The 26,672-nt window shown below is 53.9% G+C and carries 26 protein-coding genes, 1 other RNA gene and 1 riboswitch; of the genes, 15 read left to right on the top strand and 12 right to left on the bottom strand.

Annotated features, from left to right (window positions below; genetic code table 11):
• Positions 1-815: 815 nt before the first annotated feature.
• The 4 genes from FE788_RS03880 to ssrA all read right to left on the bottom strand — a co-directional run bounded on the left by FE788_RS03880 (position 816) and on the right by ssrA (position 4,400).
• Complete coding sequence (locus tag FE788_RS03880) at positions 816-1,646, bottom strand: ferritin-like domain-containing protein (protein WP_138379406.1); 831 nt, start codon at positions 1,644-1,646, stop codon at positions 816-818.
• 126 nt (positions 1,647-1,772) lie between these two features.
• Positions 1,773-3,197, bottom strand: coding sequence for a class II fumarate hydratase (gene fumC, locus FE788_RS03885; protein WP_138379407.1), 1,425 nt, complete (start codon positions 3,195-3,197; stop codon positions 1,773-1,775).
• Positions 3,198-3,213: 16 nt separating this feature from the next.
• Positions 3,214-3,759: an SspB family protein gene (locus tag FE788_RS03890; RefSeq protein WP_138379408.1), complete on the bottom strand. Its 546-nt coding sequence runs from the start codon at positions 3,757-3,759 to the stop codon at positions 3,214-3,216.
• Positions 3,760-3,993: 234 nt separating this feature from the next.
• Positions 3,994-4,400, bottom strand: a transfer-messenger RNA (tmRNA) gene (gene ssrA / locus FE788_RS03895).
• Positions 4,401-4,477: 77 nt separating this feature from the next.
• Between ssrA and FE788_RS03900 the strand changes: the two genes are divergently transcribed.
• The 3 genes from FE788_RS03900 (at position 4,478) to FE788_RS03910 (ending at position 7,253) form a co-directional block, all read left to right on the top strand.
• Positions 4,478-5,272 carry a thymidylate synthase gene (locus FE788_RS03900; protein WP_138379409.1) on the top strand — a complete coding sequence of 265 codons (795 nt, stop codon included), beginning with the start codon at positions 4,478-4,480 and terminating at the stop codon, positions 5,270-5,272.
• Positions 5,272-5,778: a type 3 dihydrofolate reductase gene (gene folA, locus FE788_RS03905; protein ID WP_138379410.1), complete on the top strand. Its 507-nt coding sequence runs from the start codon at positions 5,272-5,274 to the stop codon at positions 5,776-5,778. The genes FE788_RS03900 and folA overlap by 1 nt, the downstream gene beginning before the upstream one ends.
• A gap of 248 nt (positions 5,779-6,026) precedes the next feature.
• A complete protein-coding gene (locus FE788_RS03910) occupies positions 6,027-7,253 on the top strand; it encodes an ATP-binding protein (protein WP_138379411.1) in 1,227 nt (408 codons plus the stop codon).
• Positions 7,254-7,365: 112 nt separating this feature from the next.
• Here the strand turns inward: FE788_RS03910 and FE788_RS03915 are convergent, their stop codons facing one another.
• Positions 7,366-7,800: a CoA-binding protein gene (locus FE788_RS03915; RefSeq protein WP_138379412.1), complete on the bottom strand. Its 435-nt coding sequence runs from the start codon at positions 7,798-7,800 to the stop codon at positions 7,366-7,368.
• Positions 7,797-8,939, bottom strand: a complete 1,143-nt coding sequence (locus FE788_RS03920; protein WP_138379413.1) for an Mrp/NBP35 family ATP-binding protein — start codon at positions 8,937-8,939, stop codon at positions 7,797-7,799. Before FE788_RS03920 ends, FE788_RS03915 begins: the two co-directional genes overlap by 4 nt.
• Before the next feature lie 281 nt (positions 8,940-9,220).
• Here FE788_RS03920 and hflK point away from each other — a divergent pair, with 281 nt between their 5' ends.
• From hflK to FE788_RS03960, 8 genes are all read left to right on the top strand, one after another.
• Positions 9,221-10,285, top strand: a complete 1,065-nt coding sequence (gene hflK, locus FE788_RS03925) for an FtsH protease activity modulator HflK (protein WP_138379414.1) — start codon at positions 9,221-9,223, stop codon at positions 10,283-10,285.
• Between the two features lie 20 nt (positions 10,286-10,305).
• Entirely contained in the window at positions 10,306-11,175 is an 870-nt protein-coding gene (gene hflC / locus FE788_RS03930) for a protease modulator HflC (protein WP_138379415.1), read from the top strand.
• An 8-nt stretch (positions 11,176-11,183) separates the two neighbouring features.
• A complete protein-coding gene (locus FE788_RS03935; RefSeq protein WP_138379416.1) occupies positions 11,184-11,366 on the top strand; it encodes a DUF2065 domain-containing protein in 183 nt (60 codons plus the stop codon).
• Positions 11,367-11,579: 213 nt separating this feature from the next.
• The gene (locus tag FE788_RS03940) at positions 11,580-13,052 is read left to right on the top strand and encodes a DegQ family serine endoprotease (RefSeq protein WP_138379417.1); all 1,473 of its coding nucleotides are present in this window, start codon (positions 11,580-11,582) and stop codon (positions 13,050-13,052) included.
• A 526-nt stretch (positions 13,053-13,578) separates the two neighbouring features.
• Complete coding sequence (cobU, locus tag FE788_RS03945; RefSeq protein WP_138379418.1) at positions 13,579-14,142, top strand: bifunctional adenosylcobinamide kinase/adenosylcobinamide-phosphate guanylyltransferase; 564 nt, start codon at positions 13,579-13,581, stop codon at positions 14,140-14,142.
• Positions 14,139-15,176, top strand: coding sequence for a nicotinate-nucleotide--dimethylbenzimidazole phosphoribosyltransferase (gene cobT, locus FE788_RS03950; protein WP_138379419.1), 1,038 nt, complete (start codon positions 14,139-14,141; stop codon positions 15,174-15,176). The genes cobU and cobT overlap by 4 nt, the downstream gene beginning before the upstream one ends.
• Complete coding sequence (gene cobS, locus FE788_RS03955) at positions 15,169-15,975, top strand: adenosylcobinamide-GDP ribazoletransferase (RefSeq protein WP_210414129.1); 807 nt, start codon at positions 15,169-15,171, stop codon at positions 15,973-15,975. Before cobT ends, cobS begins: the two co-directional genes overlap by 8 nt.
• Positions 15,972-16,727 (top strand): histidine phosphatase family protein, encoded by a 756-nt coding sequence (locus FE788_RS03960; protein ID WP_138379420.1) that lies wholly within the window; start codon positions 15,972-15,974, stop codon positions 16,725-16,727. Before cobS ends, FE788_RS03960 begins: the two co-directional genes overlap by 4 nt.
• A gap of 7 nt (positions 16,728-16,734) precedes the next feature.
• Here the strand turns inward: FE788_RS03960 and cobO are convergent, their stop codons facing one another.
• The 6 genes from cobO to FE788_RS03990 form a co-directional block, all read right to left on the bottom strand.
• On the bottom strand, positions 16,735-17,355 hold the full coding sequence (gene cobO / locus FE788_RS03965; RefSeq protein WP_138379421.1) for a cob(I)yrinic acid a,c-diamide adenosyltransferase: 621 nt from the start codon (positions 17,353-17,355) through the stop codon (positions 16,735-16,737).
• On the bottom strand, positions 17,339-18,397 hold the full coding sequence (locus FE788_RS03970; protein WP_138379422.1) for a threonine-phosphate decarboxylase: 1,059 nt from the start codon (positions 18,395-18,397) through the stop codon (positions 17,339-17,341). Before FE788_RS03970 ends, cobO begins: the two co-directional genes overlap by 17 nt.
• On the bottom strand, positions 18,394-19,365 hold the full coding sequence (cbiB, locus tag FE788_RS03975) for an adenosylcobinamide-phosphate synthase CbiB (protein WP_138379423.1): 972 nt from the start codon (positions 19,363-19,365) through the stop codon (positions 18,394-18,396). Before cbiB ends, FE788_RS03970 begins: the two co-directional genes overlap by 4 nt.
• A gap of 17 nt (positions 19,366-19,382) precedes the next feature.
• On the bottom strand, positions 19,383-20,261 hold the full coding sequence (locus tag FE788_RS03980) for an ABC transporter substrate-binding protein (RefSeq protein WP_138379424.1): 879 nt from the start codon (positions 20,259-20,261) through the stop codon (positions 19,383-19,385).
• Positions 20,261-22,123: a TonB-dependent receptor plug domain-containing protein gene (locus FE788_RS03985; RefSeq protein ID WP_168190257.1), complete on the bottom strand. Its 1,863-nt coding sequence runs from the start codon at positions 22,121-22,123 to the stop codon at positions 20,261-20,263. The genes FE788_RS03980 and FE788_RS03985 overlap by 1 nt, the downstream gene beginning before the upstream one ends.
• Before the next feature lie 149 nt (positions 22,124-22,272).
• Positions 22,273-22,477: riboswitch (cobalamin riboswitch) on the bottom strand.
• A gap of 51 nt (positions 22,478-22,528) precedes the next feature.
• Positions 22,529-23,020, bottom strand: coding sequence for a MarR family winged helix-turn-helix transcriptional regulator (locus tag FE788_RS03990; protein ID WP_138379426.1), 492 nt, complete (start codon positions 23,018-23,020; stop codon positions 22,529-22,531).
• A 299-nt stretch (positions 23,021-23,319) separates the two neighbouring features.
• Between FE788_RS03990 and ectA the strand changes: the two genes are divergently transcribed.
• From ectA to thpD, 4 genes are all read left to right on the top strand, one after another.
• Positions 23,320-23,820 (top strand): diaminobutyrate acetyltransferase, encoded by a 501-nt coding sequence (gene ectA, locus FE788_RS03995; RefSeq protein WP_138379427.1) that lies wholly within the window; start codon positions 23,320-23,322, stop codon positions 23,818-23,820.
• Positions 23,821-23,897: 77 nt separating this feature from the next.
• Complete coding sequence (gene ectB / locus FE788_RS04000) at positions 23,898-25,211, top strand: diaminobutyrate--2-oxoglutarate transaminase (protein WP_138379428.1); 1,314 nt, start codon at positions 23,898-23,900, stop codon at positions 25,209-25,211.
• Between the two features lie 100 nt (positions 25,212-25,311).
• Entirely contained in the window at positions 25,312-25,710 is a 399-nt protein-coding gene (locus FE788_RS04005; RefSeq protein WP_138379429.1) for an ectoine synthase, read from the top strand.
• 13 nt (positions 25,711-25,723) lie between these two features.
• Entirely contained in the window at positions 25,724-26,641 is a 918-nt protein-coding gene (thpD, locus tag FE788_RS04010; protein WP_246057967.1) for an ectoine hydroxylase, read from the top strand.
• Positions 26,642-26,672: the final 31 nt, after the last annotated feature.

Genomic DNA, 26,672 nt, shown 5'->3' on the forward strand with positions numbered 1-26,672 from the left:
TGTCCTATTTACTAGCGATTTTGTCTGTCAGGGCCAAGTTTTATTTCACTTGCAGACGGGCGACAGGGATAAAGTGCTGAAAAGCCTCTTCATCGCAGAATTGAAGATCGAGACTCATCAGGACAAGTCAGGGGGACATGCCAGGACTCATCAAGAGTATAATTTTTCAGGTGCCGTATTTTTCATTTAATTTGACAGTCATCGCCCCTGACGATGGCTTATGAAAGAAAACGCCTGGTTGCTGGGGGAGGGGGCAAAGCATGCTGTTTGATGCCTGAAAATGTGCCATTTTGGGACTGATGTCAGAAAATGATCTTTTAAGGTTAAAAAATATCCCGGGGATCGGTTTTTAACTTTGGAAAAGACGGTATTTATGGTATATGCCGAAGGCTTGTTATTGCCAAATGTTCCAGATGATCCAAAGGTTCAGACAGGGATATGACGGCAGGGCAATATGACAGGTAGTCAGGCAGTAAGCTATCATGGATAGCGCTAAAATAATTCACCAGAGGTGATAAAAATATATCTTACGTTTTGTGTACTGAAGAGATGAGCAAGGTCAACGCCTTGCTTTTTTTCTTGAGAGCCCATCGCATTATAATTCATATCTGAGTGTTTGCGCATGGATGACCGCTCACCTGCCCTGTTTTAGGGAGAGCCTGCGTCAATTGCCCCGAAGCTTCTTGCGTCGCTCCCGCGCAGGCGGGAGCCCAGAGTCCGCTAAAAACTCCCCAAAACCGGCGAGACGTTTTATTTATAAACTGGATTGCCGCCTTCACGGCAAGGACGAAGGAGAAGCGGCAAGGACAAAAATGTCAGGTAAAAGCCTGTTTTTGTTGAAGTCCCCGGGTCTTCCATTTAACGAAAAACCAGGCCAGCCGAATCCCCAGCCGAGACAGACGGCTTTCCGGGTTAAGCCCGGCGGCCCGAAGGATCATGCGCCCGGCATTGCGGATATGGTGAAAACGGTACAGGCTGAAGGTGGTTTTGAAATAATCCCGGGTACAGTCTTCCAGCGTCATTTCGGGGGCAGGATCAGCATAGGCGATATTGGCGCTGTAATAGGCCTGTGCCAGTTCTTCGTCCTCGGCCTCCGAAACCCGGCCCAAGGCAATTTTCAGCCGCGCCATCAGGGGCAGGGGATTGTCCCCGGCAAACCGGTCGATATAGCGGTGAAACAGCTGATAATGAAAAAACTCATCCCGGGCGATTTTAGCGCAGATGTCTTTCAGACAGGGTTCGTCCGTGGCCTCTTTCAGGGCGGAATAGAACGATGAGGTGCCGGATTCTACAACGCAGCGCGCGATCAGTTCGCCCTCGCGGGAGCCTCTGACGGACTGGTCCACATCCAGAGGGATCTGGTAGGCCTTGCGAAAATGATCCAAGCTTTTTTCAAAGTCAAAGGAAGGATCAGCCAGCTCCGCCCATTTGCCCAGCGCCAGGCCGTGCTGTTTTTCTTCAATGCCCCATTGTTCTATGGCGGCGCAGACTTCCGGATCGCCCGCAAAGACCCGTTCCAGATACGTCACATAATCGGCACTGTTGGCCTCAACAAGAGCGGCTGTTTTTACAGCTTTCAGGATACCCGGATCAAGTTTTGATGACTCAAACCTGTCCCAGCAAACATCTTCCATTCGCCAGCGCATGATTTCCGTCCCCGTAAGTTCATTCTGGCGTGATTCTCATCACAATTCACTCTAGGGCTTATATACGGGGCTGGTTCTGGGATTTCAACACCATAACGTGTAAGCCGTAAGCTTGCTGCAAATATTTCAGAGCGAATGCGGACCTAACATGGTCTCCGGCCGGACAAGGCGGTCAAATTCCTCTTCCTCCACATATCCCAACGCCAGGGCTGCCTGTTTCAGACTGGTGCCCTCCTGATAGGCTTTTTTGGCGATCTCAGTGGCCTTGTCATATCCTATGGCCGGGGCAAGGGCAGTAACCAGCATCAAGCTGTTGTTCACCAGTTCCTCCAGGCGCTCCGTGCGGGGGGTCAGGCCCGCGAGGCATCGTTGGGTAAAGCTGTTAATGCCGTCGCTGAGCAGGCGCAAGGCATGCAGCACGTTATAGGCGATCACCGGTTTAAAGACGTTAAGTTCCAGATGTCCCTGACTGCCGGCGATGGTGACGGTTGTATGATGGCCCATGACCTGAGCCGCCACCATGGTCAGGGCTTCGGCCTGGGTCGGGTTGACCTTGCCCGGCATGATCGACGATCCCGGCTCATTGGCTGGCAGGATAATCTCACCGAGCCCGCAGCGCGGCCCCGAGCCCATCAGGCGGATATCATTGGCGATTTTCATCAGGCTTACGGCCAGAACATTCAGGGCGCCGGACAGTTCCACCAGTGTGTCATGGCTGGCGAGCGCTTCAAACTTGTTGGGGGCCGTGACAAAGGGCAGGCCAGTGAGGGCGGCGATTTTTTCTGCAACCTTTTCTGCAAATCCTTCAGGGCTGTTTACGCCGGTGCCTACGGCGGTGCCCCCCTGGGCCAGCTGATAGAGGCGCGGCAGGGTCGCTTCCAGTCGTTGCCGGTTGTGGCGGATCTGGCTGGCGTAACCGGAAAATTCCTGACCTAGGGTTAGCGGCGTGGCATCCTGTAGGTGGGTGCGGCCGATTTTGAGAATGTGTTGCCAGTCCGTCGCCTGTTGATCAAGGAGCCGCTGCATTTCGTCCAGGGCCGGAAACAGCGCATGATGCAATTCTTCCGCAGCGGCAATATGCATGGCCGTGGGAAAGGTGTCATTGGAGGATTGGGACCGGTTGACGTGATCGTTGGGATGGACCGGCGTTTTGCTGCCGATTTTTCCTCCCAGAATCTCAATGGCCCGGTTGGCGATGACCTCATTGGCGTTCATATTGCTCTGGGTGCCGGACCCGGTCTGCCAGACGACCAGCGGGAACTGGTCGTCCTGTTTGTTGTCGATGACTTCTTCAGCGGCCTGAATTATGGCTCCGGCCCGTTTTTTATCCAGAACCCCAAGCTCAAGATTGGCCTCTGCGGCTGCTTTTTTGACAAGACCCAGGGCGCGGATCAGGGGCGCAGGAAGGCGTTCTGCGCCGATGGGAAAATTCATCAGGGATCTTTGGGTTTGCGCCCCCCAGTAACACCCCTCAGGGATATCCAGCGTGCCGAAAGAATCCTGTTCCTTGCGACGCGGTGGATGGAGAGGAGGAGATGTGGCGGGAGACATGGGTCTGATCCCAAAGTTATTTTTTGCGGAAACTGTCCAGCGTGACCACGTTGTCCGTGGCGCTCTCATCGGTTTTTTTCTTGTCCGTGCGCGGTTGTTCTTTGGCCGCATCTTCCGTGCTCTGGGCGGATGGTATTTGGCTTGTGGGGGTAGGGGGCGTCATCCCCGTCTCCTCACTGCCCATTTCCGCCTCATCATCTTCCAGTTCGTTGCTATGGAAATGCAGACCGAAATCGACGCTGGGGTCGAAAAAACCGATCAGCGCGGAAAACGGCACGCTGAGATGTTCGCGTTTTCTGTTAAAGCTCAGGGAAATTTCAAAATGATCCTCGTCTGTCTTCAGGTCCCAGAACTGATTCTGAAGCACGATGGTCATTTCTTCGGGATATTTTTCCTTGAGGTAGGCCGGGATTTTCACATCAGGATAATCGGTCCGAAACGTGATATAAAAATGATGATTGCCCGGCAGTCCGAATTTGGCGGTATCCGTCAGAATATCGCGCACCACGGACAGCAGGGCGTTCTGGACCATCTGATCATACTGGATCACTGTATCACTCATTGTGACTTCCTTGCCCTTTTCCTCATCTTTAACCTTCGTCAGGAGACGACTCGATTTTTTTCCAGTTTATAACGGCAAACCGCCCGTTGTGCGAGTCCGTAATTCACATTCGCCTTTCACGCCTGCGATTCACGTCACTTCCGTGTAATGTGGGGGGCCACATTTGTCTGTCTGTATATCGCAGGTGCATGTCGCTGGGGAAATGTCTGCCGGGACGGAATGATGACTGTTTAAAGTGAAGGGCTTCTGTTGCTAGGTGCCCTCCGAACCCCGCGTAGCGATGCTATATTAAGCGGCTACAGCAAATGCTTCGTTATCGTTAGCATTTATTTTAGATGACCCATCACAGCGGTGTCATACTGGGCGAAGAATATATCTTTACCACGCTCGTCGATCCTAATTTCGCCCCCATCATAAAAATACGCCCTCAAAATACAATCACGACAATTTTTTCGTCTGGTATTTCTGGTGGTATTTCTGGCCGCTTTTGCGGCGCTTATACCCCGTGGCGTTATTCTTATGGTGGAGGCGCCGGGTACCGCCCCCGGGTCCGATACGCTTATTTCATATATTCGTTTATCGCCATAGTCGACTCTGTCGACCCCCCTAATATAGGCATGAGTGGTTAAAATTTAAATAGCCATGTGATTTTTTTTATGCCATGACTCTTGGGCACCTTTCTGTTCAAATTGGTTCAATTGGCTCAAAAAAGGACGACATGAAACAATATTTGGATCTGATGCGCCATGTCAGGGACACCGGCGTTAAAAAACAGGATCGTACAGGCGTTGGCACCATCAGCTGTTTCGGCTATCAGATGAGGTTTGACCTGGAACAGGGGTTTCCTCTTCTGACCACCAAAAAACTGCATCTCAAATCCATCATTCACGAGCTTTTGTGGTTTCTTTCGGGGGAGACCAATATCCGTTATCTGAAAGAGAACGGGGTCAGCATCTGGGACGAATGGGCCGATGAAAACGGTGATCTGGGACCGGTTTACGGACACCAGTGGCGATCCTGGCCGGCGCGTGATGGTGGGACCATTGATCAGATTGCAAATCTGGTGGATATGCTTCGCACCTCGCCGGATTCCCGGCGGCTGATTGTGAGCGCCTGGAATGTGGCGGATATTGAACACATGGCATTGCCTCCATGTCACTGTCTGTTTCAGTTTTATGTGGCGAACGGGAAACTGTCCTGCCAGCTCTACCAGCGCAGCGCGGATGTGTTTCTGGGGGTGCCTTTTAATATTGCCTCCTACGCCTTACTAACTCTGATGCTGGCCCAGGTGACCGGGTACAAACCCGGTGAATTCATTCATACTTTCGGGGATGTGCATCTGTATCTGAATCATCTGGAGCAGGTGGACCTGCAATTGCGCCGCGAGCCGCTGCCGCTGCCGGAAATGAGGCTGAACCCGGAGGTGAAGGACATTTTCAAGTTCAGATATGAGGATTTTGAGCTTCGGGGGTATCAAGCCCATCCCCATATCAAGGCGGAGGTGGCGGTCTGATGGTGCGGGTCAGCCTGATTGTCGCCATGGCCCGCAACCGGGTGATTGGCAAAGACAATGCCATGCCCTGGCATATTCCCTCGGACCTGAAATATTTCAAGGAACAGACACTCGGCAAGCCGGTGATCATGGGACGCAAGACGTTCCAGTCCATCGGCGGGCCACTGCCGGGCCGTCCCAATATTGTGATCACCCGGAACACCGCCTTTGCGCCGGAAGGGGTGATTGTGGCCCATGATCTGGACATGGCGCTTGAGGTGGCGACGAACCTGGCCGAGGCCAAGGGCATTGACGAAGTCATGGTGATAGGGGGAGCGGAGATCTATGAACTGACGCTGCCGCTGGCGGACCGGCTGTATCTGACCCGGGTGGAGGCGGAACCGGAAGGAGATGCCTATTTCCCCGAAATTGACCCCCGGGAGTGGATAGAACGCAGCCGGAAAGAGTGCAAGGCGGGTGAAAAAGACAGCTGCGATTACAGTTTTATTGTCCTGGATCGCCTCTGAGACAAAACTTGACGGGGGCCTGGAAATTCACAGGAAATCCGGAAATTCACGGGGAACCTGAAAATTCACGGGGAGTCTGGCCCAAGGCGCTGATACCGCTGGCTTTTGATACTTTTGAAAAAAGTAATATGAAGTTTTTGTGAACGTAACATGTTGTTAACAAAACTTCGCAAATGATACGGCTACAAGTAAACAATTACATAACAATGCCGTAGTGGGTGTGTCATTTTCACGGGTATCCGCGCCATATGACAAAATTCGTTGATGACAGAGTGGAGCAGCTGGCCATAGATGTTCCCGTGGTCTCTCCCGCCACCTCTTGTGAGGAGGTGTATCGCCTGTTCCAGGATGATCCTGATTTGCTGGCGATAGCTGTTTTGGAAAACGGGAAACCGGTGGGCCTTGTGCACCGTACAGATATGATGCTGGCGCTGGCGGATCGGTTCGGATTTGCGCTTTATGGACGCAGGCCCATTCATCTTCTCGCCAATGACTCGCCACTGATTGTGGACGCCTCCAACAGCATTGACTTTCTGAGCAACATGTTGGCCTACGATGCTCCTCATGCGCTGCTCAAGGGGTTCATCATCTGTCGCGGCAGGGAATATCTGGGGGTGGGAACGGCCATATCCCTTTTACAGGCCAGTGTGGAACGCAGTAAAAAACGCGCGGAGGAATTGCAGAAAGCCAAAACTGTTGCCATCGAGGCCAATAAAAGCAAATCCGCTTTTCTTGCCAACATGAACCATGAATTACGCACGCCGCTGAATGCCATTATCGGGTTTACGGAAATGATGCAGCGGGAAATCTATGGCCGGGTCCCGCAACAGGAATATCGGGAATATATTGATATTGTCCATAATAGCGGCACTCATCTTTTGGGGGTAATCAATGCCATTCTCGACATGAGCAAAATTGAAGCGGGCCAGATGGAACTTCATGAAACGGACTGTGACATTTATGAGCTTGTGGTTCAGGTCCGGCGGATGTTGATTTCAGCAGCCCAGCACAAAAACATCAACATCGTGCTGAATCTTCAGGACGGCTTGCCCTGTCTTTGGGGCGACCCGACCATGATTCGCCAGATTCTGCTTAACCTGGTCAATAACGCCATTAAATTTTCCCCTGATTTTACAACGGTGACACTTAAGATCCAATTGCTGCCGTCCGGGGATTTGCAGATTGTTGTCAGCGATCAGGGAATTGGGATTTCAGAGGCGCATCAGGAAGCCGTGTTGCGACCATTTTTTCAGGTTGAAAGCGATCTTAACCGGTCCCAGGAAGGCAGTGGCCTGGGATTATCCATTGTGAAGGCCTATCTTGAATTGCACAACGCCCGGCTAACCATTGACAGTGCGCCAGGGGATGGCACCGACATGATTATCGTCTTCCCCCACGAACGCCTGAGGCTGTACAGCGCAGCGGAAACGTATTATCCGCCGCCGCGGCTGGCCAATATGGGGGCCGGCGCCTGATCCTCTCTCTTGGAGTGAATTGTGCATAGGTTGGCTCAATTTACTCTAAAACCCTGAGACAGGGGGGATGACGCACTCATCAGTGTGCAAAGCACACTATATCAGATCAGGATCAGATCAGGTGTTTCAACAGGCCCAGACGGGGAATCTCGATTTTTGGACAGCGGTCCATGACGACCGTGAGCCCCCTGGCGCGGGCCTTTTCCGCGGCGGTCTCATTGATCACGCCCAACTGCATCCATACGGCTTTGGCACCGATGTCAATGGCCTCGTCCACAGCAGTGGCGGCGTCCCTGGAATTGCGGAAAATATCGACGATGTCGACGGGCACCTTAATGTCCGCGAGACGGGCGACCACCTTGCGCCCATACAGGTCCTGTCCGGCCAGTCCCGGATTGACGGGATACACTTCATATCCCTGATCAATCAGGAATTTCAGCACCCGGTTGCTGGCGCGTTCGGGATTGTGGCTGGCCCCGACCAGCGCAATGACTTTGCTGCGGCTCAGAAGGTCGCGCAAAGCGTCGTCAGAAGGCGATTGGGTCATGAAAGCTGCTCCATGATGTGACGGGCGATGTTCAGATAGGCCTGACTGTGGGGACTGTCAGGGGTATGGGCCACAAGGGGGGTGCCGGCGTCCGATGTTTCACGGATGTCCATGTGTAACGGAATTTCCCCGAGAAAGGTCATGCCCTTTTCTTTGGCTGTGTTCCGCCCGCCGCCATGGCCGAATATGTCGCTGCGCTCCCCGCAATGCGGACACAGGAAATAACTCATATTTTCAATCAGCCCGAACACCCGGATGTTGGTTTTCCGGAACATGTCCAATCCCTTGCGGGCGTCGATAAGCGCAATATCCTGCGGGGTGGACACAATGACGGCCCCGTCCAGTTGTACAGTCTGCACCAGCGTGAGCTGCGCATCTCCGGTTCCCGGCGGCAGGTCTACAATCAGTACATCCAGGTCGCCCTCCAAGTCCCATTTCACATCCCGCAACATCTGTTGGATGGCGCCCATCACCATCGGACCGCGCCAGATAGTGGCGGTATCCTTTTCCAGAAGGTAGCCGATGGACATGCTGGCCAGACCGTGCCGGAAGACCGGTGTGATCTTGCCCCCGCCCAGATTTTCGGGGCGGGCATCATCCGCCCCGAGCAGGCGCGGAATGGAAGGGCCGTAGATGTCAATATCGAAAATGCCGGCCTTCAAGCCCAGCTTTTGAAAAGCCAGGGCCAGATTGACCGAAGTTGTGGATTTCCCCACGCCACCCTTGCCGCTGGCCACGGCAATGACGTGTTTGACGCCGGGAACCGGCAGAGCCGGTCCGGGGGTGCCGGCATGGGGCATTGGTCGGTGTTGGGGGGGCTTTTGGGCAGGCTTCTGCGGCCGGGGAGCGGCAGCAGCGGCTGCCGGCGAACGTTCTGCTGTCAAGACGGACGTGACTTTTTCAACCCCTTTCAGGGTCAGCAGGACCCTGTCCGCCTCGCGACGAAGGTCTTCCATCAGGTTGGCTTCCGCTGGATCAATTTCCAGGGCAAAATAGACGTGACCGTTTTCCAACCGCAGCCCCTGCACCAGCCCCAGGGAGACAAGATCCTTCCCTTTATCGGGATGCACAACGGTGCGCAGTTTCTCAAGCAGGGCTTCTTGGCTGATTTTGTTTCGTTTTTTCTTGATATTGAACATAGAGGTCTTACCTATAAATAGCTTTTTGCGTCGTCAGAAACGAGGCGATACAGCTTGAGCCTAAAACTGGTACGCTGTTCCGTGCCGCAAGTTTATTGCTGATGTCATTGAAACGGAACACTGCATAGCATATAAGGCTAGAAGAGCATTTTTAAAAGGGAAAGTCGAACTTTCCCCGTAATAAGGCATGATATCGCCGGTGAGTAAAATGAGCAGGGGCGAATTGTGCCGAAAATGAGCTTAGGTGATGGGATATATTGGATTTAGTCAAGGAGGTTTGAATGCCCTGGCAGAATAATGGCGGTGGAGGAGATCGTGGACCCTGGGGACAGGGGCCTCGTCGTGGCGGCGGGCAGGAGCCGCCAAATATTGATGATCTTCTGCGCAAGGGGCAGGATAAGTTCCGGTCTATTTTTTCCGGGGGGGGCGGAAAAGGGTTTTACCTGATTGCTCTGCTAATCGTGGCGGGATGGCTGGCCACTGGCATTTACAAGGTCAATCCCAATGAAGCGGGTGTTGTTCTGCGGTTTGGCAAATGGGTGGACACCACGGCGCCGGGACTGCATTATCATCTGCCGGCTCCGATCGAGACGGTGTACAAACCCAAGGTAACGGAAATTAACCAGATTGATATTGGGGTTCCGGCTGGCAGCAATGTTCAGGCACGGCGCACCACGACCGATTTGGGCAAAGAACGTCAGATGCTGACCGGGGATGAGAACATCGTGGATGTGGATTTCTCCGTGCTCTGGCGGATTTCTGATCCGGCCAAGTTTCTTTTTAATGTGGAAAATCAGAACCACACCATCCGCTCCGTGGCCCAGAGTGCGGTGCGGGACATTATTGCCCAGACTCCCATTCAAAAAGCCTTGACGGCTGGACGGGCGGATATCGAGCAGCGGGCCCAGGACTCTATTCAGAACATTCTGGACAGATATGATGCCGGGGTGCAGATTACCCGCGTGAAACTGACCAAAGTGGATCCGCCGGCCCAGGTTATTGAAGCATTCCGTGAAGTACAACGGGCCGAGGCGGACCGGGAAAAAGCCGTCAATCAGGCCGAAGCCTATAAAAATGACATCGTTCCCCGCGCCCGTGGTGAAGCGGCCAAGATGTTGCAGGAAGCCGAAGCGTACCACGCGCAGGTGATCGCCAAGGCGGAAGGGGAAGCGGCCCGTTTTCTGTCGATCTACGAAGAATATAAAAAGGCCAAGGATGTGACGCGCAAACGTATGTATCTTGAGACCATGGAAGAAATTCTCAGCAAAATTGACAAGGTTCTGGTGGAAAAGGAAGGTGGAGTCATCCCTTATCTGCCGTTGCCGGAACTGAAGAATAAGCAGTAACGGGAAGGTGGAGAACTGAGATGAGCAAATTTGGATCATTGTCCGTACTGGTTATTCTGGGGCTGGCCGCGATTGTCGGGGGGGCGTCCGTCTACACGGTGAAGGAAACTGAACAGGCGCTGGTATTGCAGTTCGGGAACCCGGTTCATACGGAACAGGAAGCCGGCCTGCATTTCAAAACCCCCTTCCTGCAAAATGTGATTTATCTGGATAAACGTATCCTGCTTCTGGATACGCCGGAACAGGAAGTCATTACCGAGGACCAGAAACGGATCATCGTGGATGCCTTTACCGAATACCGGATTCTGGATCCGCTGAAAGTTTATCAGACCGTGCGGAATATCATGGGGGCGGAACTGCGCCTGTCTACGATTATCAATTCCAACATGCGCGAGGTTTTGGGCCGCATGAAATTCAGCACGATTCTGAGCGGCGAGCGTGATGAAATGCGCCAGGAAATCCTGAAAAGCGTGGCGGATGAGGCGGAGGAGCTTGGGGTCGAAATTGTTGATGTCCGCATTCGCCGTACCGATCTGCCGATTCAGAACAGCCAGAATATTTTCCAGCGTATGGAAGCCGAGCGGGAGCGTGAAGCCCGTGAAGCCCGGGCCCTTGGTGAAGAAGAAGCGGTGCGGATCCGCTCTTCGGCGGAAAAGGAACGGACCATTCTGTTAGCGGAAGCCGAAAGAGAGTCGCAGAAGATGCGTGGGCAGGGCGATGCCATAGCCGCACGCACCTTTGCCGAAGCCTTCAACAAAGACCCGGAGTTTTACGAATTTTACCGGTCTTTGCAGGCTTATCGGGAAGCCATCAATAAAGGGGATACCACGATGGTTCTGTCACCGGACAGCGAGTTTTTCCGGTATTTTGGCAACAAGGACGGAAAATAGCCCCCGTCATGAATGACTTGCTGATGGCGCTAGGGTTGGTTTTGGTGATTGAGGGCATTCTGTATGCCCTCTTTCCCGAACAGATGCGCCGGATGATGCGGGCGGCCCTGGAGCTTTCGGAAATGTCCTTGCGGATCAGCGGACTCGTGGCTGTTATCCTGGGCATCGGGATTATTTATGCGATGAAATAAAGGAAAAACGCGACCAATCAGTTTGCAGAACCTTATTTCCTTCTTATTTTGTAATAGAATCGTTTCATAGGCCCTCAAAAGGGTTCGGTGTGGGGAACAGGGAAAGGCAAGGAGAGCGTCGTGTACCTTTTGGGCGAAAAAACAGGACAGCGCCTTGGGCCACAGTCCATAAACAGCAATAAGTCATCAAGTGGAAAGATATCAGGAAAAGGCATGAGTTCAATCAGACATATTTTTATGGGGGCGCTGGTGGTGGTTCTTACTGCCGCGGCGATCCCCGCGACAGTTTTTGCCAAAGAAGCTCCGGCATCCTTTGCGGATTTGGCAGAGAAACTGCTCCCGGCCGTGGTCAATGTCTATACCAAACAGACCATAAATATTGACCGGGACCGGGGGTTTCCGGGATTCCCGCCGGGGTCGCCTTTTGAGGAGTTCTTCAAACGGTTCGAGGATCGCAATAATGGGGACGAGGACGGCCGCCGCCCGCGAACCCGGCAGCGTATGTCCTTGGGCTCAGGATTCATTATTTCCTCAGAGGGTATTATTGTCACCAACAATCATGTGATCGAAGATGCGGACGAGGTTTCCGTCCGCATGCATGACGGCACCGAATATGATGCCGAAATTGTGGGCAAGGACACTAAGGTTGATCTGGCGGTGCTCCGGGTCAAGGCCAAAAAACCCCTGCCTTATGTCACCTTTGGGGATGACACCAAATCCCGGGTTGGTGACTGGGTTGTGGCGATTGGCAATCCCTATGGTCTTGGCGGCACGGTCACCGCAGGGATCATTTCCGCCCGCAACCGGGATATCAACAGCGGTCCCTATGACGATTACCTGCAAACCGATGCTTCCATTAACCGGGGGAATTCCGGTGGCCCGATGTTCAATATGGATGGGGAGGTGATTGGTATCAACACGGCCATTTATTCCCCCTCCGGCGGCAATATTGGTATTGGGTTTGCTGTTCCGTCCAGCCAGGCCAAACGGGTGATCGACCAGATCCTCGAATATGGCCATGTGCGTCGGGGCTGGCTTGGGGTCACCATTCAGGCGGTGACCGAGGAAATTGCCGAAAGCCTGGGGCTTGATGAGGCCCGGGGAGCTTTGGTTTCTACTGTCAATAACGGCAGCCCGGCCGATGATGCCGGTATTGAATCCGGGGATATCATCCTTGAATTTGATGGCAAGGATGTTGAGGAAATGCGGGAGCTGCCACGCCTTGTTGCCGATACGGAAATCGGCAAGACTGTTAAAGTCAAGGTGCTGCGCAAGGGTAAGATAAAAACCCTGAAAGTCACCATTGCCGAACTGAAGGAAGACGATGAAGTGGCTGTGCCGTCCAAACTGGACAAGAAAAAAGACCAGGGACCGGAAAAAAGCCTGTTGGGTATGACGCTTGAGAATCTGGACAGGGAAACGCGCGAGGCGCTGAACCTGGATGAGGATTTCCAGGGCGTGGTGATCACCCATGTGGAGCGTTACAGCCCGTCGTCCGAACGGGGCCTGCGGCGGGGTGATGTGATTGTGGAAATCACCCAGGTCGAGGTCAGCACCGTGGAAGAGGCCCGCAAGCGGATCGAAGAGCTGCGCGCCATGGGCCGTAAATCTATCCTGCTCAAGGTTTATCGCCGGGGCAGTTATTCCCATGTGGCTGTGAGCTTTGATGAGGAAGAAGAGCAATAAGCCTTGCCAAAACAGAATAAAAGACAAAGGCCGGGAAAATCCCGGCCTTTGTAGTTTCATAATTCTGTCCCACCAAAAAATGGGAAAAAATGGGGACAGTATACTATTTAATTGAGAACAGAGTAAAAGAGTAAATAAAATTATAAATAGTATACTGTCCCCATTTTCCCTGTCCACATTTTCCCCGACGGAGATTTACCACCGCCGATGATCGTGTTGACATCCGCTCTGGGCCCCCGCCTGCGCGGGAGCGACGGAAGGGGGCTTCGGGAGGTCGTGATGGCGCAGGCTATCCCTAACATGGCAAATGACGCGGTCATCAATGGCGCAAATTCACTCTATGTCATGGCAAAAAAGATCCCTCAAAAGGCCTCGTTCATAATATCTTACGGTATTTCACGACAGAATCAGGGGATGGAAGCTATGTCAGCCCACTTTTCTATTAGATATGGCTGTTATACAATGGACTTAATCCGTATGCCGTGGTGGAAAGTGTGGACGGCATGCGCGAACAGAAGGAAGCAGTATGGAATATCACAAAGCCTTTGACGGCATCACACTGGTTCTGGGGGGAGCCAGATCGGGAAAAAGCCGTTTTGGGGAACAGCTTGCCCTGGCGGCAGCGACCAGCCCGATTTATCTGGCGACAGCGGAAATCAGAGATGAGGAAATGCGTGCCCGCATTGACCGCCATCGCGAGACACGGGGCAAAAACTGGACCACGCTGGAAGAGCCTGTGGACATCGCGGCCCAGATTGATCGGTTTTCGGCGCCGGAATATCCTATTTTGGTGGATTGCCTCACTTTATGGCTCAGCAACCTTATGGAGCGGGACCTGTCTGTTGGGGTTGAAACAGAACGTCTGTGCGGCGCTCTGGAACGGGCGCAGGGCCGGGTTGTCCTGGTTGCCAATGAAGTGGGGTTGGGTATTGTGCCGGAAAATGATCTGGCCCGGCAGTTTCGGGATGAGGCCGGCCGCCTGAATCAGACTGTGGCAGCCCTGGCGGATCATGTGGTTTATATGGTGGCCGGTCTGCCGCTTCCAGTCAAAAAGAATGGCAAAGCCCTGATCACGGAACTGATGACATGACCTGCCAGGTAGAATTCAGGGAAAGAGCGGACTTTGAGGCCGCCCTGAGGGACCTGCCGGGCCCGGATCGGGATGCTTGCGCGTTTGCCCGGGCGCGTCAGGATAGTCTGACCAAACCTCGCGGGGCGCTTGGAAAGCTGGAAGATCTGTCGGTTTTTCTGGCGGGCTGGCAGGCGCGCCGCATGCCCCGGCTGGAAAAGGTGTCCTGTCTGGTGTTTGCCGGTAACCATGGGGTGGTGGCGCAAGGCATATCGGCCTATCCGGCGGAAGTGACCCGGCAGATGGTGCGTAATTTTGAAGAAGGTGGGGCGGCGATCAATCAGCTGTGCCAATTGGCAGAAGCCTCGTTGCAGGTGATTGCGCTGGAACTGGACCAGCCGACCCGGGATTTTACCTGCGAAGCCGCCATGACTGAAGCGGAGGTTTGCGCCGCGCTCAACGCCGGGGCCGCGACTGTACCGGTAACCGCCGACTGTCTGTTGTTGGGGGAGATGGGCATTGGCAATACCACTGCGGCGGCGGCTTTGTCGTTGTCTTTATTCGGTGGACAGGCTGAGGACTGGGTGGGGCCAGGCACGGGACTTAAAGGAGAAAGACTGCGCCACAAGGCCCGGGTCGTAGCAGAAGCCGTTAGGCGACATAACGGGCATGAACTGGAAACCTTTGATCTGTTACGCTGTTTGGGCGGACGGGAGCTTGCGGCTATCGCCGGGGCCGTTATTGCCGCCCGTCACCGGCGCATACCGGTCCTGCTGGACGGGTTCATTTCCACGGCTGCGGCGGCGGTTCTGACTCGCGTTACCCCGGACAGTCTGGACCATACCCTATTGTCGCACCTGTCAGCTGAACCGGGGCACCGGCATCTGGCCGAAGCCCTGAACAAAGAACCGATCTTGCACCTTGATCTGCGTCTAGGGGAAGCCAGCGGGGCGGCTATTGCCCTGATGATTCTGAGGGCGGCCTTGGCGACCTATGCGGGTATGGCCAGTTTTGACGAGGCCCGGGTCTCCCGGGAGGAGGCCGAAAATGACTGATACCCCGAACAGAACCGCTGGTGTGAAAGCGGATCTACGCATGGTGGGGGAGGATGTGGCCGCAGCCCTTATGCTGCTGACCCGTATCCCGGTGCCCTGGCACAGAATATCCGACTCGCCCCCCGATCTGAATCGTGCGCTCTGGGCATATCCGGTTGTGGGGTTGGTGATTTCGGGGTTGGGGGCGGCCGTCTTTCTTGGGGCCTCTGCTGTGTCATTACCGCCTTTGGTTGCAGCGTTGCTGGCACTGTTGGCGATGGTTCTGGGGACCGGCGCCTTTCATGAAGACGGATTGGCGGATGTGGCGGACGGGTTTGGCGGCGGGCAGGACAAGGCGCGCAAACTGGAAATTATGAAAGACAGCCGTATTGGCACATATGGCACCGTGGCAGTGGTCCTGTCCCTGGGATTGAGGGCGGGGGCCCTGTCGGCTTTTACACCGCTTGCAGCCGGCACAGCGCTTCTGGTGGCGGGCTGTTTCAGCCGGCTGATGATTGTAGTGGTCCTGCGGCTGATGCCACCGGCCTATGAGGGCGGCATGGGGACAGTTGCGGGACGACCGACATCGGGCCGTTTGCTGATGGCCGTAATGATTGCTGCAGGGAGCGGCCTCCTTCTGCTGCCGGTCTCGGCGTTTCTGGCCGCTGTTCTGGCGGCGGGGGTCGGTGCAGGACTGATGGCGGAGATCGCCAGGCGGCAGATCGCTGGCTATACCGGTGATGTTCTGGGGGCGGTGCAGCAGGTGGCGGAGATTCTGGTTTTGCTGACCCTGATTTCCTATGGGGAGGTTATCCCGTGACGGAACCGCATTTGACATACTGGTACCTGATCCGCCACGCCCCGGTGGCCGGGCATCACGGGGCGTTATACAAAGAGGCGGACATGCCGGCGGATGTGAGCGACCGGCTTTCCCTGGACTGGCTTGCGGCCCATCTGCCGCGCGATGCCAATTGGTGGGCCAGTCCGCGGCGGCGGGCGGTAGAGACGGCACAGGCTTTGCAGAAAAGTCTTTCTTTACGCCTGCCCATCTGGGAGGATACGCGCCTGGGAGAACAGGATTTCGGAGATTGGCAGGGTCTTGATTTTCATCAGTTATGGTCAATTATCGAAGATCTGCCGGCGCATAACTGGTCCTTGCTTGCCGCAGACACCCGTCCGCCCGGCGGGGAAAGCTTTCTCGATGTCTGGCAGCGTGTAGGAGATTTTATTACCGAACATACGGCGCAGGCCCATTGCGATCATTATATGCCAGAGAAATATGTGATTGTGGCCCATGCCGGCACGATTAGGGCGTTTGTCGGTCAGGCTCTGGGGCTTGATCCGGAACGGGCCTTGTCTTTGGGGATGCAGCCCCTATCCCTATGTGAGATGCTGCATCAGACGGGAACAGGACGTGGTGGGGCGTGGCAGTTGTTATCGCTCAACAGAACTGCCGTTCCCAATAAGGTGAGAAGCACCAAAGAAAAGGCCACAAAACCAGATTCCGAAAAAACAGATTCTGGTCCTTCAGATTTTGGGGAAACGAAAAATCCAGATGTATCTCAGATCTGAGAGGGAGTCAGAAATCAATGCCGCGTACAGGTTTTATACCTGCTTCAAAGGGGTGTTTGATATTTTTCATTTCCGTTACCTGATCCGCCGCTGCCAATAGCGTCGCAGGAGCATCCCGTCCGGTCGCAATAACGTTGCAGAGAGGGTGACGATTAAGAAGGGCGGCTATCACCTCGTCATGGGGCAGATAATTGTAGCGCAGCACAATGTTCAGTTCATCCAGCACCACCAGCTGATAGGCGCCGCTTGTCATCATTTCCACACCAACACTCCAGGCCGCGTGCGCTGCCCGTATATCCTGTTCCCGGTTCTGAGTGTCCCAGGTAAAACCTTCGCCCATGATGCGCAGAGTTACCTGCTCGTCAAAACGGGAAAAAAACTGTTTTTCTCCGGTTTTCCACTTGCCCTTGATAAACTGAACGATACCCACTTTCCAGCCCCAGCCCAGCGCACGAGCAACTGTCCCGAAGGCGGCCGTGGACTTGCCCTTGCCATGACCGGTATGCACCAGAAGCAGACCGCGATCGGTTTTCTTTTTCTGTTTCATGCGGTTGCGGTGAGCCGCCTGCTGTTGTTTCATATGCTGTTTATGGACTTCATTGAGCGTTTGATCATGATCTGAAGTCATGAAATATCCTTTCCAATGTATTTTCTAGGCGGTGCCAGGCGGAGTCATTAGGTGGCAGGCCAAAACGCAGCCAGTGATCCCGTTCGGTGAAACGGCGCACATAAATGCCGGCCTGGGCCAGTATATCGGCTTTGGCACACATATCCCGGCCTTCTGTCAAGCAAAACAGGGATGTTCCGCCCCGAACAGCGAAACCATATTTTTCGAGGAGCTTTCTCAGGCGAGTCATATTCCATTTCAGTCGGCGACGGTTCTCGTCAATCCATATAGCGTCCTCAAATAATCGAGTAAACACCAGAAGGGAAAGCGTGGAAATCGTCCACATCCCCTGGTGCGTCTTGAGTTTGCGGGCAAGGTATTGGGTGCAGACCGCCGCGCCCAGCCGCAGCCCGGCAAGGCCGGAAAATTTGCCGGCTGACCGCAAAACCACGACGTTGTCCAGTATGTTATAGTGCAGCAGGCTGACTGCCGGCGTCGTATCCGCAAACGCTTCGTCAATGATAACGGTGCCGCCCCGTTGACTATAGTCCCGCACAAGGTTGTATAAGGTTGGCGGGTCAATACACCGGCCGTCGGGATTGTTGGGATGGGTCAGGATAAGAACTTTTCCGGGCGGCAGGTTTTCTAAAAGAGTCGTATCATGGATGGCGTTCACACCATAAGGGATGTTCACCACCCGGTGCCCTGCCCGGCGCCAGCAGCGGGCATGTTCTGAATAGGTGGGGGTCGCGATGAAAACCTCGTTTTTTGGAAAAAGGCCGGGCAGGGTTTCAATCAGATACTGTGAACCCGGCGCCAGAACCAGCTGATCCGGGGATAAGCGGGGCGAAAGATAGGCCGCATAGGCGTTCTTGCAGTGCTCGATATCTTTTTCTGAAGGCAGTCGTCCGGCAGCCTGGCGGATCCAGGCGGGGTCAAGTTTTTCCAGCCATGGATAGGGATAGGGACTGATCCCTGTAGACAGGTCGATCCACGGGCGCGGCGCCGCAGGATAAAGGGTTTTGATATGGGTCAAATCGCCGCCGTGATGGTGTCGTATCATATTGCTCCCCCTATCAAAAGGGCTAAGACCAGCATGATCCAGCTGATTCCGATAATCCGCAGGCCGGTTTCAATATCTTTGGGGAGCGCCTCATGTCGGCCTTTGCCGAAATAAGCACCGTCAATCCGATACCCCCCATATTGCCGTGATCCGCCCAGCTGCAGGGACAAAACACAGGCTAGCGCCGCTTCCGGCCAACCCGCATTGGGGGAGACATGAGCCGGGGCCTGGCATCTCACAAGGCGGACAGCCTCAATCATATTGATCCGGCCAAGTAGGCCGCCGGCCAGAACAATCAGCAGGGCGCTGAGCCGGGCAGGAATCAGGTTAACCAGATCGTCAAGGCGGGCAGCAGCCATGCCGAAATGCCGGTAGCGGGGAGTGCGGTGGCCGACCATGCTGTCGGCCGTATTGATGGCTTTATAGGCCACAAGACCGGGGACACCCCCGATCAGATACCAGAAACAGGGGGCGATTACAGCATCGGAAAAATTTTCTGCCAGACTTTCCAAAGCGGCTTTGATCAAGCCAGAGGAATCCATGGCGCTTACGTCCCGGCCGACAATGCGTGCCACGGCCTGTCTGGCGGCCGGAATATCTTCATGGTCGAGAGACGTTGCAACTTTCTTCACATGTTCATAAAGGCTACGGGCGGCCAGCAGGGTACTGGCGAGAACCAGAAGCAGGACTTCGGCCACCACCTCAGGCAAAAAGGTATACATCCCCTTGTGCAGCAAGAAAGTTCCCACTGTAAGGATCAGAAGATAAACGGCAAGGCAGATGATGCCCTGAATACGGTTTTTTCTGGAGCTGTGGCAATCAGGCCGGTTCATCCTCTGCTCTAGAAAAGCTAGTAGTTTGCCCATCCAAACCACCGGATGAGAGAGGCGCCGGTACAGCCAGCGTGGATCGCCGATCAAAGCGTCAAGGAGCAGAATTACAAGGAGGTCGTGTAGGGGGGAGAACATGATTTGTTTTTCTGCATTTATTTTTCTACGGCGTGGACGTCGGACCGAACGAGACGGTTGGCTTCACGCGTGATATAATCGGCAGCTTCGGCCACAAAAATGCCGTTGCAGGACAGATAACGGCCGGGCACAAAAATGGTGGGAATCTGGTCAACCATCCGACCGATGACCCTGTGGCGGCTGATGCTCCAGTTTGACGGGCGGTTGGAATCCAAGTCGAAAAAACTGGCGATAATGATGTCTGGCGGATGTTTGACCAGCATTTCCAGTGGCAGTGTGCGCCAGCCCGAAAGATCCAGTTCGTCGGCAAGGGTGTCAAAGCCTGCCAGCTTGATCAGGTCATTGACAAAGGTATTTTTCCCGGCGGTCACTCCGCTGGGCGTCAGGTAAAGCGCCCGCAGATTACGCCGCGGCAGGTTTTTCAGCCTGTCAAATCGGGCTTTAAGTTCCTTGATTTTGTTTTCCGCCCGGTCCGCCTGATTCAGGGCCTGTCCCACCTCGCGGATATTACGGATCAGGGTTTCCTGATCACTGCCATAGATTGCGGAAGTAACCCGGATATTCTTTTTCCTGAGAAAGTCAAGCATATCCCAGCCGCTCCAGTAGCGAACGACCTGATCCGGGGCACGGCTCAGGATAGCTTCCGCTGTGGCCCTGACTTGCGGGAGGCCCAAGGCGCGCTCCCGGTAAAAACTGTGACGGGCGGTAGCATCCATTGACAGGGCCAAAATCTGGCTGCGCTCTGCCAGGGCCAGAACATACTGGTCTGCGCAATAGTCCAGGGAGATGACCTTGGGCAGGCTGTCCTCCGCTTGGGCACCACAGCCGAGCCCCCCAAGAAAGACGACGGCCATCCGGCAGATCAGGCGTCTGATAAGGAAGGCCGTCTTTTTCATCAGAATGTTCCTCTTATACCGGCATAGACAGACCGGTCCGGAGTGCCATAACCCAGAACCTGCTGATATTCCTTATCAAACAGGTTATCAATCCGGCCGAAGATTTCGATATGATCTTGCAGCCGGTAGCGGGCCCTGAGGTCAATGCGGAGCCAGGACGAAATGATTTGGCCGCCTCTGTCGTTTTCTTCCCCGTTATAGGTGGCGGCAAGGTTGATGCCCAGCCTGTCCGTAGCCTGCCAGTCCATCTGGCCATAAGCCATATGTTCGGGCACGCGGATAAGCTTTTCGCCACTGTTGCGGTCTGTGGCGTCCGTATAGGTGTAGTTGCCGCTGATCTTCAGCGTGTCTGTGATCTGCCCGACCAGCCGCAGTTCCACGCCTTGGGACCTGACCCTGTTGATGTTGTCATATCCTGAGGTAAAGGAAAAGTCGATCATATTGTCCACATCCTGGCGGAAATACGTGGCCGCAAGAAAAAGACGATCTTGCAGAAAAGCTTGCTCAATGCCGATTTCCCAGCCTTCGGATTCTTCCGGCTTGAGGTCGGGATTGGGCGCCGAAAGCCCGCAAAAAGTACAGACAAAGGTCAACTGGAACACGCTGGGCGCCTTGAAGCCTTCGGCCCAGTTGGCAAAAACCTTGGTGCCGGTGGCTTCGCGGTAATAGGAGGCGGTAAATCGCGGTGTCGTGGTTGCGCCATATTGGCTGTGATCATCATAACGTAATCCGGCTGTAAGTGTGAAGCCTTCTAGACCCTGCCAGCTGAGTTCACTGAACAGGCTGTCGATGTCAAAAGACTTGTCTGACACGCTTGCCGCTTTACTTGTTTCGTGTTGGGCGCCGAAAGAGAGAATGAAGGCCCGCGTGAGTTCCGCAATCCCCAGATAATCCAGATTAAAGCGGGTGCCTTCGGCGACAAAGGGTGCAAAGATTTCGCTAATGCTTTCCCGGTTGGTTTCTGCATAATCGACAGAAAAGGTATTGCGGAATCGATCATCTGCAAAATTCAGATATCCTTTGGCGCCAATCAGAAATTCCTCGGAATACCCGATTTCGGCACCATCCATCGGGCCGGCCTGGTCAAATTCATTACGGTTGTCCGTGTAGCGGCTGATCAGTTCAGTGCTAAATGTGTCATTAAGCCGGGCGCGGACTTTGCCGTGCAGGGTGTAATTCCAATAGCCGTCCTGTTCCGTGTTCCCGTCATTTTCATCGGCTTTGGAAATGCCGTCCGTGCGGATGCCGCTGAGGGACAGGTTAAAGGTGATTTTGTCATTGCCGCCATAAAGGCTGCCACTGCTGCGAAGCGTGTTATAAGAGCCGCCCTCCACGGAAAACCCGCCCCCCAGACCGGGTTTGCCCGTGGCGGTAATAATGTTGATTACCCCACCAATGGCGTCGGAGCCATACAGGATGGATTGTGGGCCTTTGAGAACCTCAATGCGGTCAATGCCAGTGGGGTCCAGATGGGCGAAATTATACCCGCCGCCGGGACTGGAAACGTCATTGATCTGAATGCCGTCGATCAGCACGACGGTTTGATCTGAACTTGCCCCACGGATGCGCAGGCTTGAGGTTCCGCCAAAGGCGCCATTGCTGTTGAGGGTAAGACCAGGGATGGTCTGCAAGGCGTCCTGAATAAACACCGTCTGGGTGGTTGTCAGGTCATCGGAATCAAGTGTTTCAATGCTGCTGCCCACTTCGGACAGAGGCCGGGCGTACCGGGTGGCGGTGACGACGATTTCCTCGTCCGCCACATAAGCACTTTCGGCGGCACTTTCAGCATAACCCGGAAGGGCGTGAAAGGTGATGAGAAAGGCCAGTAGGCTTGTACGTCCCGTAAGATGGTGTTTCCTCATAATATTATACTCCTCATTCAGTCGCAAAAGGACCGACTGTTTGTGAACCATGCGCTTGTGAGGAGATTTTGGGAAAACACCCGACCCTCCGCACCAGCAACTCCTGTCGCCAATACGGATGTTCCGCCCTGATCCATTGTCCCGATGGTCAGGTGGGCGACCAGATGGCAGGTTTCCTGGCTCTTGGGTTATTGCTTCTGTTTCGCCTTCCCGGACAGGGTCCAGTGACATTTAAAGAAAAGAAGCTCGCCAATTACAGTTGCGGGCACAGCCACGGCTTGGGAAATTCACAGAATATATTCCGTACCGTGTTCCCTTTTAACCCCGAAGGGCACCATCTGCGGCTGATATATACACAGAGTTGGCAAGTTGATCAACTAAGAATTCGTCTGAGAAGAGGGGCCCTCAGGACTGCCGGTCGTTTTCTTCCCGGGTGATATCCCCGACATCCAGAACCGGCGAGGCGTCCAGACGTTCTGCATCCATCATCTGGGCCACCCGTTGTAGGGCTGCGAGGATAAAGCTTTGTTCCCAGTCCTCCAGTTGGTCAAATTGGGTGCTGAATTTATCCTGCAGGGCGGGGGGGGCCTTGGTCAGTGTCGCATGCCCCTTATCTGTCAGGTGAACCAGAACCTTACGCTTGTCCTGGGAGTCGCGTTCCCGAAACACCATGTCGGCGGCGGACAAGCGGTCAACAATGGTTGTGACTGTGGCCTGGGTCAGGTTCATTTCCTGCGCCAGACGGCCGATGGTCACGTCACCAAGTTCATGGATCGTTTGCAGCAGCAGAAGCTGTGGCAGGGTCAGGCCGGTTTCCCGGGCCAGCCTTTTGGAATGCAGGTCCGTGGCGCGAATGATCCGGCGCAGGGCAACTAAGACTTTTTCTTTGGCATCCATAATTTTTGATCACCTTGGTTTCTGTCGTTTGTCCAGAAAGGTGGCATGGGACTAGGCAAAGCTCAAGGACATCTTTTGTGACATATCCTGTCTTGTAAGAAACGTTAATACAAATGGTCGGATTATTTCACAAAATTCACAAAAAGAATAATTTGAGTATCAAATTTTAAATAATAATATTATTTACGAAATAATTCCTGAATTATTCCTGTAATTGCTTGAAAAAAATATATAGAAATACTAAATAAATACCAAAATTTATCTTGAAGTTCAAAGTAAAGGATGGGCTTTGTATCGTTATGCTTTCTGACTATCGAATGCGGGAACCCCGGCAGGAAGACGCCGTTGCGGTGCATGACCTGATCGGTCGGTGCGAACCGCTGGATGAAAATTCCCTGTATTGCAATCTGTTGCAGTGTCGTCATTTTGCCGAAACCTGTGTTGTGGCCGAAAATGACGGCGGGGTGGTCGGGTTTGTGTCAGGATATATTCCCCCGCGGACCAGCAATACCATTTTTGTCTGGCAGGTGGCGGTTGACGAGACGGCCCGAGGCACCGGCCTTGGCAAGAAAATGCTGATGGAGTTGTTGTCGCGCCCGGCCTGTCGTTCCGTGAACTGGTTGCACACCACCATCACCGAAGACAATGCGGCCTCCTGGGGCTTGTTTTCCTCCCTGGCGCGGGATTTGAGCGCCCGCATCGTCAAAAAGGAATTCTTTGATCGCGATCAGGATTTTCAGGGACGTCATGACAGTGAGTTTCTGGCCGAGATTGGGCCTTTCAGAACCTATTTCATTTAGGGTTCTGGGACCAAGTCCCTGAATTTTATCGAAACCAAACATTCTTAACCCCAATGGATCTAAAAAGAGGAGTTTCCATGTCCAGCAAGCCGGCACTTGCCGTGAACAATGACACCCCCGATATTTTTGAGGAAATGGAATCGGAAGTGTGCAGTTACGCCCGGTCATTTCCGACGGTTTTTACCCGGGCGGATGGGGGCTATCTCTATGATCAGGAAGATAAAAAATATCTTGATTTTCTGGCGGGGGCAGGAACGCTGAACTATGGGCACAACCACCCTTATCTCAAGGGGGAGTTACTGGATTATATTGCCCGGGATGGTATTGCCCATGGCCTTGATATGCATACAGAGGCCAAGGAAGCCTTTCTCAAGGCGTTTGATGAAATTATTCTCAGCCCCCGAAAGATGAATTATGTGGTTCAGTTTACGGGGCCGACCGGCACCAATGCCGTCGAAGCCGCCCTGAAGCTGGCGCGTAATGTCAAAGGCCGTCATAACATCATTTCCTTTACCAACGGGTTTCATGGGGTGTCTGTGGGCGCTATGGCGGCAACGGGCAACAGCCATCACCGCAACGCATCCGGTATTCCCCTGACCGGCACCACCTTCATGCCGTTTGATGGCTATTTGGGGGACGGGGTGGATACCACGGAATATCTGGACAAGGTTCTATCTGATCCCAGCAGCGGCGTTGATCATCCGGCCGCCGTTATTGTGGAGACCGTGCAGGGCGAAGGGGGGCTGAATGTGGCTTCCGCCCAATGGATGCGCAATCTGGAAAAGATCTGTCACAAGCATGACATGCTGCTGATTGTGGATGACATTCAGGCGGGCTGCGGACGGACCGGAAGCTTCTTCAGTTTCGAAGAAATGGGCATTACGCCGGACATCATCACGCTGTCCAAGTCATTGAGCGGGTTTGGCTTGCCCTTTGCCGTGACCATTTTCAAGCCGGAATACGACATGTGGAAGCCCGGTGAACATAACGGTACCTTCCGGGGCAACAACCATGCTTTTGTGACCGCCACGGCGGCGCTGAAACATTTCTGGACCAATGATCAGTTTATCAACGATGTGCGTTGCAAGGGCAAAGTCCTTGAAAAAATGCTGTCCGGCATTGCCGACCAGTATCCCGATGACATGCTGGTGGCCAAGGGGCGCGGCATGATGCGGGGCCTGAGCTGTGCTGACGGAAAGATGGCGTCCCGGATTGTTGAAAAGGCTTTCTCGAAAGGGCTGGTGATCGAAACCAGCGGATCAGAAGGTCAGGTGGTGAAATGTCTGTGTCCGCTGACGCTGAGTGAGGAGGAACTGCTGGAAGGGCTGTTTATCCTGAAAAGCTGCGTCGAAGAGGTTCTGGGCAAGGGAAAGACCCGGGAAATGGAATAAGCCTGTCAAAATGAAATGTTTCCGGGCGCCCGGCATGGCGTCCGGTCCGATCTGATTGTTGAATGATCCTGGAAAAATTTATGAAGGAAAGCTGAGAAAAATGATCGTCAGACATCTGAGTGAAGCGGAAAAAGGTGAACGCAAGGTCGAAGCGGAAAACTGGAACAGCGTCCGGTTGTTGCTCAAGGAAGACAATATGGGGTTTTCCTTTCATATCACCACCATTTATGCCGGCACGGAAACCCCGATCTGGTATCAAAATCACCTTGAATCCGTCTATTGCATCAGCGGGGAAGGCGAGGTGGAAACCTGCGATGACGGCAAGGTGTATCCCATTACGCCAGGCATGATCTACATCCTGGACAAGCATGACAAACATATTCTGCGGGCCAAGACGGAAATGAAAATGGCCTGTGTGTTCAATCCGCCACTCAATGGCAAGGAAGTTCATGATGAAAATGGAGTCTATCCGCTCGAAGCAGCATCAGTTGCCGAATGACAAAGGAGGTCTCATGATTGCGGATATTTATCCCTCCCGAAAAAGCGCCGAGCCACAAATTTTGCTGCGTCATGATCCTGTGGTGTACACGGAAATGCAGGATGGCATGTTTCTGAGCAGGGAACAGAAACAGGAATTTGAGGAAAAGGGGTTTTTGGTTCTGAAAAACATTTTTTCAGAGGTTGAGATTCGGCTGTTGCAACAGGAGCTCAGCGATCTGCGTCAGCGCTTCAAAGAACTGAAAGGCCGCGAGGAGGTCATCAGTGAACCAAATAGCGGAGAAATCAGGTCGATTTTCAAAATCCATGACAGTAGTCCGGTTTTCAGCCGGCTTGCCAGGGATTCCCGGCTGGTGCACGCCGCTCAGGACATTCTGGCGGATGAGGTCTATATCCATCAGTCGCGGCTTAACTACAAGCCGGGATTTGAGGGCAAGGAATTTTACTGGCATTCAGATTTTGAAACCTGGCATGTGGAAGACGGCCTGCCCAATATGCGCACGGTCAGTATTTCTATCACTCTGACGGACAATACGTCGCAAAACGGAGCGTTGATGTTGATTCCCGGTTCCCACAAGGATTTCATCAGTTGTGTGGGGGAGACCCCGGAAGATCATTACAAAGAATCACTGAAAAAACAGGAATACGGCGTTCCCGATCATGACAGCCTGGAATATCTGGCCAATAAGGGCGGCATAGAGCAGGCCTTGGGGCCGGCAGGAACGGTGGTGATTTTCGACTGCAATACCATGCATGGGTCCAATAGCAATATCACCCCCTATGCCCGCAGCAATGCCTTCTTTGTGTACAACAGCATGCAAAACAAGGCTCAGGCGCCTTTTGGCAATATTCCGCCAAGGCCGGAATTTGTGGCGACCCGGGAAAAATTTGTGGCCGTTCGTCCCGAGGAAAGGCCGCTTTTAAAAACATAAACGGATGGAATGTCGGGCCCGGAAGCCACCT

It is taken from the genome of Luteithermobacter gelatinilyticus, assembly GCF_005849285.1.
GTDB classification, from domain to species: domain Bacteria; phylum Pseudomonadota; class Alphaproteobacteria; order Sphingomonadales; family Emcibacteraceae; genus Luteithermobacter; species Luteithermobacter gelatinilyticus.

Excerpts from the sequence above, each read along its gene's own strand:
- fumC (WP_138379407.1), bottom strand. The coding sequence starts at position 3,197 with ATGTCTCCCGCCACATCTCCTCCTCTCCATCCACCGCGTCGCAAGGAA.
- FE788_RS03940 (WP_138379417.1), top strand. The coding sequence starts at position 11,580 with ATGAGTTCAATCAGACATATTTTTATGGGGGCGCTGGTGGTGGTTCTT.
- FE788_RS03985 (WP_168190257.1), bottom strand. The coding sequence starts at position 22,123 with ATGAGGAAACACCATCTTACGGGACGTACAAGCCTACTGGCCTTTCTC.
- ectA (WP_138379427.1), top strand. The coding sequence starts at position 23,320 with ATGCTTTCTGACTATCGAATGCGGGAACCCCGGCAGGAAGACGCCGTT.
- FE788_RS03890 (WP_138379408.1), bottom strand. The coding sequence starts at position 3,759 with ATGAGTGATACAGTGATCCAGTATGATCAGATGGTCCAGAACGCCCTG.
- ectB (WP_138379428.1), top strand. The coding sequence starts at position 23,898 with ATGTCCAGCAAGCCGGCACTTGCCGTGAACAATGACACCCCCGATATT.
- cobT (WP_138379419.1), top strand. The coding sequence starts at position 14,139 with ATGACCTGCCAGGTAGAATTCAGGGAAAGAGCGGACTTTGAGGCCGCC.
- FE788_RS03880 (WP_138379406.1), bottom strand. The coding sequence starts at position 1,646 with ATGCGCTGGCGAATGGAAGATGTTTGCTGGGACAGGTTTGAGTCATCA.
- cobO (WP_138379421.1), bottom strand. The coding sequence starts at position 17,355 with ATGACTTCAGATCATGATCAAACGCTCAATGAAGTCCATAAACAGCAT.
- FE788_RS03910 (WP_138379411.1), top strand. The coding sequence starts at position 6,027 with ATGACAAAATTCGTTGATGACAGAGTGGAGCAGCTGGCCATAGATGTT.
- FE788_RS03915 (WP_138379412.1), bottom strand. The coding sequence starts at position 7,800 with ATGACCCAATCGCCTTCTGACGACGCTTTGCGCGACCTTCTGAGCCGC.
- FE788_RS03970 (WP_138379422.1), bottom strand. The coding sequence starts at position 18,397 with ATGATACGACACCATCACGGCGGCGATTTGACCCATATCAAAACCCTT.
- FE788_RS03900 (WP_138379409.1), top strand. The coding sequence starts at position 4,478 with ATGAAACAATATTTGGATCTGATGCGCCATGTCAGGGACACCGGCGTT.
- FE788_RS03990 (WP_138379426.1), bottom strand. The coding sequence starts at position 23,020 with ATGGATGCCAAAGAAAAAGTCTTAGTTGCCCTGCGCCGGATCATTCGC.
- hflK (WP_138379414.1), top strand. The coding sequence starts at position 9,221 with ATGCCCTGGCAGAATAATGGCGGTGGAGGAGATCGTGGACCCTGGGGA.
- FE788_RS03935 (WP_138379416.1), top strand. The coding sequence starts at position 11,184 with ATGAATGACTTGCTGATGGCGCTAGGGTTGGTTTTGGTGATTGAGGGC.
- folA (WP_138379410.1), top strand. The coding sequence starts at position 5,272 with ATGGTGCGGGTCAGCCTGATTGTCGCCATGGCCCGCAACCGGGTGATT.
- cobU (WP_138379418.1), top strand. The coding sequence starts at position 13,579 with ATGGAATATCACAAAGCCTTTGACGGCATCACACTGGTTCTGGGGGGA.
- cobS (WP_210414129.1), top strand. The coding sequence starts at position 15,169 with ATGACTGATACCCCGAACAGAACCGCTGGTGTGAAAGCGGATCTACGC.
- FE788_RS03920 (WP_138379413.1), bottom strand. The coding sequence starts at position 8,939 with ATGTTCAATATCAAGAAAAAACGAAACAAAATCAGCCAAGAAGCCCTG.
- FE788_RS03980 (WP_138379424.1), bottom strand. The coding sequence starts at position 20,261 with ATGAAAAAGACGGCCTTCCTTATCAGACGCCTGATCTGCCGGATGGCC.
- FE788_RS04005 (WP_138379429.1), top strand. The coding sequence starts at position 25,312 with ATGATCGTCAGACATCTGAGTGAAGCGGAAAAAGGTGAACGCAAGGTC.
- cbiB (WP_138379423.1), bottom strand. The coding sequence starts at position 19,365 with ATGTTCTCCCCCCTACACGACCTCCTTGTAATTCTGCTCCTTGACGCT.
- thpD (WP_246057967.1), top strand. The coding sequence starts at position 25,724 with ATGATTGCGGATATTTATCCCTCCCGAAAAAGCGCCGAGCCACAAATT.
- hflC (WP_138379415.1), top strand. The coding sequence starts at position 10,306 with ATGAGCAAATTTGGATCATTGTCCGTACTGGTTATTCTGGGGCTGGCC.